Source organism: Paraburkholderia terricola, assembly GCF_900142195.1.
GTDB lineage: Bacteria > Pseudomonadota > Gammaproteobacteria > Burkholderiales > Burkholderiaceae > Paraburkholderia > Paraburkholderia terricola.
The window spans coordinates 115,581-122,205 of sequence record NZ_FRAB01000018.1 but is presented as its reverse complement, the minus strand read 5'-3'; the positions used below and the strand labels follow the sequence as shown (position 1 = coordinate 122,205).

5 protein-coding genes and 1 pseudogene are annotated in these 6,625 nt (G+C 63.2%); 4 read left to right on the top strand and 2 right to left on the bottom strand.

Annotated features, from left to right (window positions below; all coding sequences use genetic code 11):
- Together BUE39_RS17680 and BUE39_RS17675 are read left to right on the top strand one after the other, a co-directional pair.
- Window positions 1-319: pseudogene (locus tag BUE39_RS17680) on the top strand (IS4 family transposase); the annotation flags it as partial.
- A gap of 313 nt (window positions 320-632) precedes the next feature.
- Window positions 633-2,912, top strand: coding sequence for an amylo-alpha-1,6-glucosidase (locus BUE39_RS17675; RefSeq protein ID WP_073430008.1), 2,280 nt, complete (start codon window positions 633-635; stop codon window positions 2,910-2,912).
- Between the two features lie 51 nt (window positions 2,913-2,963).
- On the opposite strand, the gene BUE39_RS17670 is transcribed toward BUE39_RS17675, so the two are convergent.
- Window positions 2,964-3,212: a hypothetical protein gene (locus BUE39_RS17670; protein WP_073430007.1), complete on the bottom strand. Its 249-nt coding sequence runs from the start codon at window positions 3,210-3,212 to the stop codon at window positions 2,964-2,966.
- Between the two features lie 452 nt (window positions 3,213-3,664).
- Entirely contained in the window at window positions 3,665-5,254 is a 1,590-nt protein-coding gene (locus BUE39_RS17665) for a glycoside hydrolase family 28 protein (RefSeq protein ID WP_073430023.1), read from the bottom strand.
- A gap of 17 nt (window positions 5,255-5,271) precedes the next feature.
- Here BUE39_RS17665 and BUE39_RS34250 point away from each other — a divergent pair, with 17 nt between their 5' ends.
- Together BUE39_RS34250 and BUE39_RS17660 are read left to right on the top strand one after the other, a co-directional pair.
- On the top strand, window positions 5,272-5,544 hold the full coding sequence (locus BUE39_RS34250; protein ID WP_143031981.1) for a hypothetical protein: 273 nt from the start codon (window positions 5,272-5,274) through the stop codon (window positions 5,542-5,544).
- A 372-nt stretch (window positions 5,545-5,916) separates the two neighbouring features.
- Window positions 5,917-6,543, top strand: a complete 627-nt coding sequence (locus BUE39_RS17660; RefSeq protein WP_090518828.1) for a hypothetical protein — start codon at window positions 5,917-5,919, stop codon at window positions 6,541-6,543.
- Window positions 6,544-6,625: the final 82 nt, after the last annotated feature.

Here is a 6,625-nt window from a genome sequence, read left to right as displayed (position 1 = left end):
CACAGGCCTCGATTACCTGGCGTTACAGCAGGACTTCGGCGCAAAAATCCTCGCCGACAACCTGTGCACACTGCTCAGCGATCTCGATGCGCCGCACGACGACAGACATGCCAGCCGTCCTAACCGGGTGTATGCACTGGGCGCACTCAAGCCCATCCTCGGCGCGTGTCTTCTGCGCATCCAGCGCTGTCTGGACGGCCTCGCCGGTGTGCTGGAAATGATCCACCAGACCCGATGCCGGATACAGCCCTCACGCTCCTATCCAAGACCACCCAGAAAAGCCAAGCCCCACTTCCATCTCGCGTACAAACTCGCTTGATGCAGCGGGGCTTAAGTTGAGAGCATTGCCCCGCACAGGGGCAACACTAATAGACCACTAACAAATCAAGGAAAGGCCAAAGCCCAAAGCCCAGCAACAAAAACCCAACCCCGTAACACCACAAAAAACCGCGCCGCCAGGCAAAAAAACCAAAACCGCACATCCCGTGCCACAAAAAACCCGAAACTCCGCCCTGATAACGTCGTCTGACGCGAACGGACCCTCTACAATCGGAAGCGACCGCACCACGCCTCATCACCGGCAGTAAAAAGTGAAAGCGAACCGCGCAAGCAAACCCATAGGAGCGACCCTGATGCAGCAGCCAGAAGCCCTCGGCGGCCTATCCCACTCGGGCGGAATCGACCACCGCGAACCCGAGCCCGACGGCGCATTCATTCCGACGGAAAACCTCAACGTCGCCGCGGCCACCCAGCACGTGCTGAAGTCGGGCGACACTTTCATCGTCAACGATCCCCTCGGCGATATCACCGGCCGCGACGACGGCCTGTTCGTCAACGACACCCGCGTCCTCTCGCAACTCCGCCTCACCTTCGGCGGGCGTGCGCCGTCGCTGCTGTCGGGCAGCGTCAGCAGCGACAACACCTCGTTCACCGCGCACCTGACCAACCGTCCGTTGCCGCCGCTCGGCGGCGACAGCACGCCGGAAGGCGTGATCCACGTCGAGCGCATACGCGTGCTCTCGGGCACCGTGCTCAACGAAGCCATCGAACTCACCAACTACGGCACGAGCGATGCCGTGGTGCCGCTGTCCATCTCCTTCGCCAGCGACTTCCGCGACATGTTCGAAGTGCGCGGCCTGACGCGCGACAAGCAGGGCCGCATCCAGCCGGCGCGCGTCGAGAACCGCGAGGTGCTGCTCGGCTATCTCGGCCTCGACGACGTGGCGCGCAACGTCCAGATCGCCTTCTCGCCGGAGCCGGACAAGCTCTTCGCCGATCGCGCCGACTACACGGTGAAACTGCCGGCGCAGGCGTGCGTGTCGATTTATCTGTCGGTTGCCGTGCAGGTCGTCGCGAAGTCGGACAGGCCGAGCGCCGATGTCTCCCAACCCTTGCATCCGTTGAGCGAGGCCCATCTGTCGCAAATCGACGCGGAGCGTCCACGCGTGGGCCGCGCCGCGGTGCGCGCGGCGCTGGTCGACGCCCACCTCGTCATGCGCGAACGGCGCCGCGTCACCGCGCGCGTGCGTTCGAGCAATCCGCTCTTCAACGCATGGATCGACCGCTCGTTCGCCGACCTCGGCCTCCTGACCACGGACCTCGCCACCGGCCCGTATCCCTACGCCGGCATCCCGTGGTTCTCGACGCCGTTCGGCCGCGACGCGGTCATCACGTCGCTGCAGACACTGTGGCTTCAACCGCAGTTGGCGGCCGGCGTGCTGCGCTTTCTCGCCGAGCATCAGGCGCGTGAGAATTCGCCGTTTCGCGACGCCGCGCCGGGCAAGATCATGCACGAGATGCGCAAGGGCGAAATGGCCGCCACCGGCGAGGTGCCGTTCGCGCTCTACTACGGCGGCGTCGACAGCACGCCGCTCTTCATCGTGCTGGCCGGCGCCTACGCGGCGCGCACCGGCGACCTCGCGCTGGTCGACGAGTTGTGGCCGGCGCTGGAGCGCGCGGCGCATTGGGTCGCGGGCGTGTGCGACAAGAACCGCCATGGCTTGCTGGACTACCAGCGCGAGTCGGCCGGGGGGCTCGCGAATCAGGGCTGGAAGGACAGCCACGATTCGGTGTTTCACGCCGACGGCCGTTTTCCCGACGGCCCCATTGCGCTCGTCGAAGTGCAGGCGTATGCGAGCGCCGCGTTCGACACGATGGCGCACTTCGCGAAGCTGCGCGGCCTGCATGAACCGGCGAAGCACTACAAGGCGCGCGCCACGCGCATCCGCGAGTGCGTCGAGCAAAAGTACTGGATGGAGGAAGCGGGCTTTTACGGCATCGCGCTCGACGGCCACGGCGAACTGTGCCGCGTGATGGGCTCGAACGCGGGGCACCTGCTCGCCTTCGGTTTGCCGACGCGCGAGCGCGGCGAGTCGGTGGTGCGCGCGCTCGACTCCGCGCTGTTCCACACCGGCTGGGGCGTGCGCACGCTGGCCGCGAGCCAGTCGCGTTTCAACCCGATGGCGTATCACAACGGTTCGGTCTGGCCGCACGACAACGCGATCTGCGCGCGCGGCCTGTCGCGCTACGGCGGCAAGGCGTCGGCGGTGCGGCTGCTGCAGGCGTTGTTCGAGGCCGCGGTCAACTTCGACATGCGCTTGCCGGAGCTCTTCTGCGGTTTCCCGCGGCGCCGTGGCGAGCCGCCCACCGCTTATCCGGTCGCCTGTTTGCCGCAGGCATGGGCTGCGGGTTCGCCGTTCATGATGCTCGAAGCATGCCTTGGCATCACCATCGACGCGGAGCGCCGCGAAGTGCTGATCGAGCAGCCCATGCTTCCCGAAGGTATCGACTGGCTCGAACTCGGCGATCTGCGAGTGGGCGATGCGTCGGTGTCGATCACGTTCCGGCGCATCGGCGAGAAGGTGGTCGCCTCGGCCGAGCAGGGCGATGTGCGGGTGGTCGCGCTGCTGTAGCGCGGGCGTCCGGCGTTTTCCGTCGGCGTGCCGGACGCCGTCAGTGTGTGTCTAGCTCCCACCGAAAAAGAGGTCGCATTGCGGGCCCGTGCCACAGGGTCTTGCACGTTTGGCGCCGGCTTGCATTTTCGTATCGGGCATGCCGCCGTACGCCTGGGTCGCCGCGCCGGGGGCGGCATCCTGGGTCGTGGCGTTTTGCTGTGCGGCAGGCTGCGGCGTATCGGGCATCCCTTGCGAATGCGCGAAGCCGGCGAGGACAAACAAGCCTGCTGCGGAAGCAATCATCAATCGTGTTTTCATGTCGGCTCCTGGAAAACATCGGGTTTTCGATCCATGCGCATGGACATTCGCGAGCGCCGAAATCGTCGTCTACCTGGGATCGTCGGACGCGCGCGTCCTTCGGGTCTGCGGGGCTGATGCCCGAGACCCAGGTTCAGGTTGTCGGAAAAGAGAAGTGCAGTGCGCCGAGCGGAGTTGCCGGACGGAGAGTGGCGTGCGAACTGGCAGTGTCGACGAATTTTGTGGACCGCCGACACGTAATAATCGCCCTGCATCTACGTTATAGGGCGCGCGCTGCGCAAGCGGTAGTGAATCTTCGCGTGGGGGTCCGCCAGCGAGCACACAAGCGGCTTTTTACGCCAGCCCGGGTTCAATAGCCGGCCGGCTGGCGGATTTGGCCAGCGGCCGGGGTAACGGGAAGGGCATCCGCCAGGTCGAACCGCGCGCGGCTCGATCCTCATCGAAGCCGCTGCTCAGATAGGCGAAGCCGGCAGCACGTAGTTGAGCGGAACGAACGCGCTGCTGCAATCGACGGGCGTCGCATTGCCCGGCGAACCCGACACCGTCACGTCATTCGAGGTCGACGTCACGATCTCATTCGAAAAGCTCACAGGACCCGGACCGAGCGTATAGTGCGTCGCGATGTCCTTGTCGAAAAGCGGCTGCGTGCCGTCGAACACGACATTGTTCAATGCAATGACGAGCGGATTCTTTTGACCGTTTTGCTCGTAGCCCTGGAACGTGATACGGCCTCCACCGTATTGCGTGCTGCCCAGATAGTGCAAGCCGCTGATCGTGATGCCGGTGAAGTTGGGATACAGCGTGCCCGTCGACGAACTGTAGAACGGATCGAATACCAGCGGCCGGGCAACGTTGCGCATGCACACCTGGCTGTAGGCGACGTTGCTCACCTTGCCGCCACGCGATGAATCCGACTTGATACGCAAGCCGTTTCCACTGGGACTATCGTTGCCGTCGATCGTCATGTCGGTGACGGAAACATGGCTCACGCCGGCATTCGTCTCGCTTCCGATCGACATGCCGTGTCCATAGTAGAAGTGGTTGTGCGCGAATGTCAGATTGTTGCTGCCGGGCGATTTGCTCGCCTTGATCGCCACATGGTCATCCCCCGTGCTGATGTACGAGTAGGCGAGCAGCACATTGCTCGACTGGCCGGGGTCGAAACCATCGGTATTCTTCGCGGTCTCCGGCGTGAAACAGGTGGAGGGCGTGATCGCGTCCGGCGTGGTGCCGGCCGGACAGGCGTAACCGCTCACGCTATACGCGAGGCTCGGGGTAAGGATCTTGATGTTCCATGCCGTCACGCCGGCGACGCCATCGGTGACCACGTGAAAGTTCGGCGAATTCTGCAACGTAATGCGATAGAGCGTAAATGCGGAGCCGCCGGTTATCTGCACGAGCCGCGGATTCTGCTGGTAGAGCCCCGCCGTCTTGTTCTGGTACGCGACGTCCCACCAGGTACGCGCGCCCGCATTCGGCCCACGGGTGAGCAGGCTGCCGCCGCGGCCGTCGATGGTGCCGTCGCCCACGATCGAACTGCCCGCCGTGCTCTTGGCGAGAATGAGCGGATTGCACGATTTGATGTTCGACGCCGTCGCGGTGCCGCACGTTCCCACGCCATTGTCGAAGTCAGCGGGATTGCGCGACGCGAAGAGCGTCACCCCGCCGTCGATCCACAACGACACGCCCGACTTGAGCGTAAGCGGACCGCTGAGAAAGGCCGATTCGCCCGAGGCGCCCTTCGTGAGTTTGACGGCCTGGCCGGACGGGCATGCGTCGATCGCGGCCTGGATGCGCGCCGTATCCGGTTGGGAGAATGACGCGTTCGCATCCGCGAAATCGATCGAGCCCATGACGGGTGTCAGCGATGCGGCGATCGGTTTGCAAACGGCCGCGGGCAATGACGGCTCGTTGACTGTTCCCCATTGCGTCGTAACGGGCGCCGACGTGTCCGTCCACGTACTCGCCGCTGAAGCGGATTCAGCGGATAGCGCAGCCGACAGCACCAACGCGCAAATCGTGACGCGTGATACGGACGTCATGCAATACGATTCCCTGAATGGCGATTCGCGTTTTTTCAATTGTCTTTTCCTTTTTATGGATTCAGCTAATCAACGGCGATTGGCTCATGACGCGATATCGGCTCGCGGCGCTAGAACGTCGTGAGTTCCATATTGACCGGAGCGCACGGCGCATCGTTTATCGTGCGAAAAGCTTTGCGCAAGCGGCGCGCCGTATATCCATCGAGTACGCGATCTTACCGTGCCAATATTTCAAAAAAGCCATCTGCTTTCGCTCAGGATTTCCTTATTTTCTTGTGAGGGAATGTTGATGCAACGCGTGGCGGGACCATTCGAGAGCGGGCCTAATCGGCAAAAAAAGCAGCCACGTAAATGACGAGCTTTCGCCTGTGTACAACATATTGCGGTCATTGACCTCCGCGGCCTTATGGGATTGCTCAAGATGATCGTTTCAAATGGCACCGAATGATTGCCGGGGGATACCCATGGGGATTTGCATATCCACGAACCGCTCCAGCAGCGCTGGAGATGAAACGCCGGGCACGACGACCCATGCCGCGACAGCTAGTCCGGAGCAGCGGCGAAGTCGCTCGCTGGGGGCGCGGCCAACAGGCCTATCGTCCCGTCCCCCGAGTCCACCCGAGGCAATCGAGCGTGAGCTTCCTCATGGGGTAGGCACCGCGTTGAGTGCCTATGTGGATGCCACGAGCCTTGGCCGGCTCGCAATGACCAGCCGCTCGGCGACAGTCTGGTTGCCCGAAGCGCTGGGGCGCATCGAATCGATTGCCGCAGCCGTCGTCAGCGAGATCGAGGCGTTTTCCAACCCGGCTGCCCAAGGATTAAGCGGGACCTCGCCAGCGCTTCGCCGCATCGGCGAACTCCCTCCCGATCGTCGTGCCCAGCTTCTCGAAACTGCCGTATCCAGGTACGTGCTGCAATTCGGCGGCGACGGCGACGAGGCGATCGTTGCTTCGCGCAGCCGGTTCGGGGAGCTGTGCAATCAGGTCCAGGCACTCCCTCGCGACGAGCGCTTCACTCAATTGGTATCCGGGTTGGCGAGAGACGCGTTGGCGGAAACCTACCATACCGGACAGCAGTGGAACATGCTCAATACGATCGAACCGTTGCGGCAGGTTCTGCCGCTCATTGCCGCTTTGCCGAAGAGAGAGCGGCACTCGCTCGCCAGTTACCTCAGAAGCAATGTCGTTCATCTGATCCGCCCAGCGGACCGGAATGACGCCGTCATCGCGATCAATCGCGCGGTCGGGCATCGCCGCCGCGGCAATCTCTGTGGCGCGGTAGAAGATTGATCGGACCGTTGCGAATCGTTTGCGTGAATTCGGGAAGCCGCTCATAACCTTATGAACTTTGCTTGGTTGCCGTGCGCCGCGC

Coding starts and splice junctions, on each gene's coding strand:
- BUE39_RS17675 (WP_073430008.1), top strand. CDS start 633: ATGCAGCAGCCAGAAGCCCTCGGCGGCCTATCCCACTCGGGCGGAATC.
- BUE39_RS17670 (WP_073430007.1), bottom strand. CDS start 3,212: ATGAAAACACGATTGATGATTGCTTCCGCAGCAGGCTTGTTTGTCCTC.
- BUE39_RS17665 (WP_073430023.1), bottom strand. CDS start 5,254: ATGACGTCCGTATCACGCGTCACGATTTGCGCGTTGGTGCTGTCGGCT.
- BUE39_RS34250 (WP_143031981.1), top strand. CDS start 5,272: ATGGCGATTCGCGTTTTTTCAATTGTCTTTTCCTTTTTATGGATTCAG.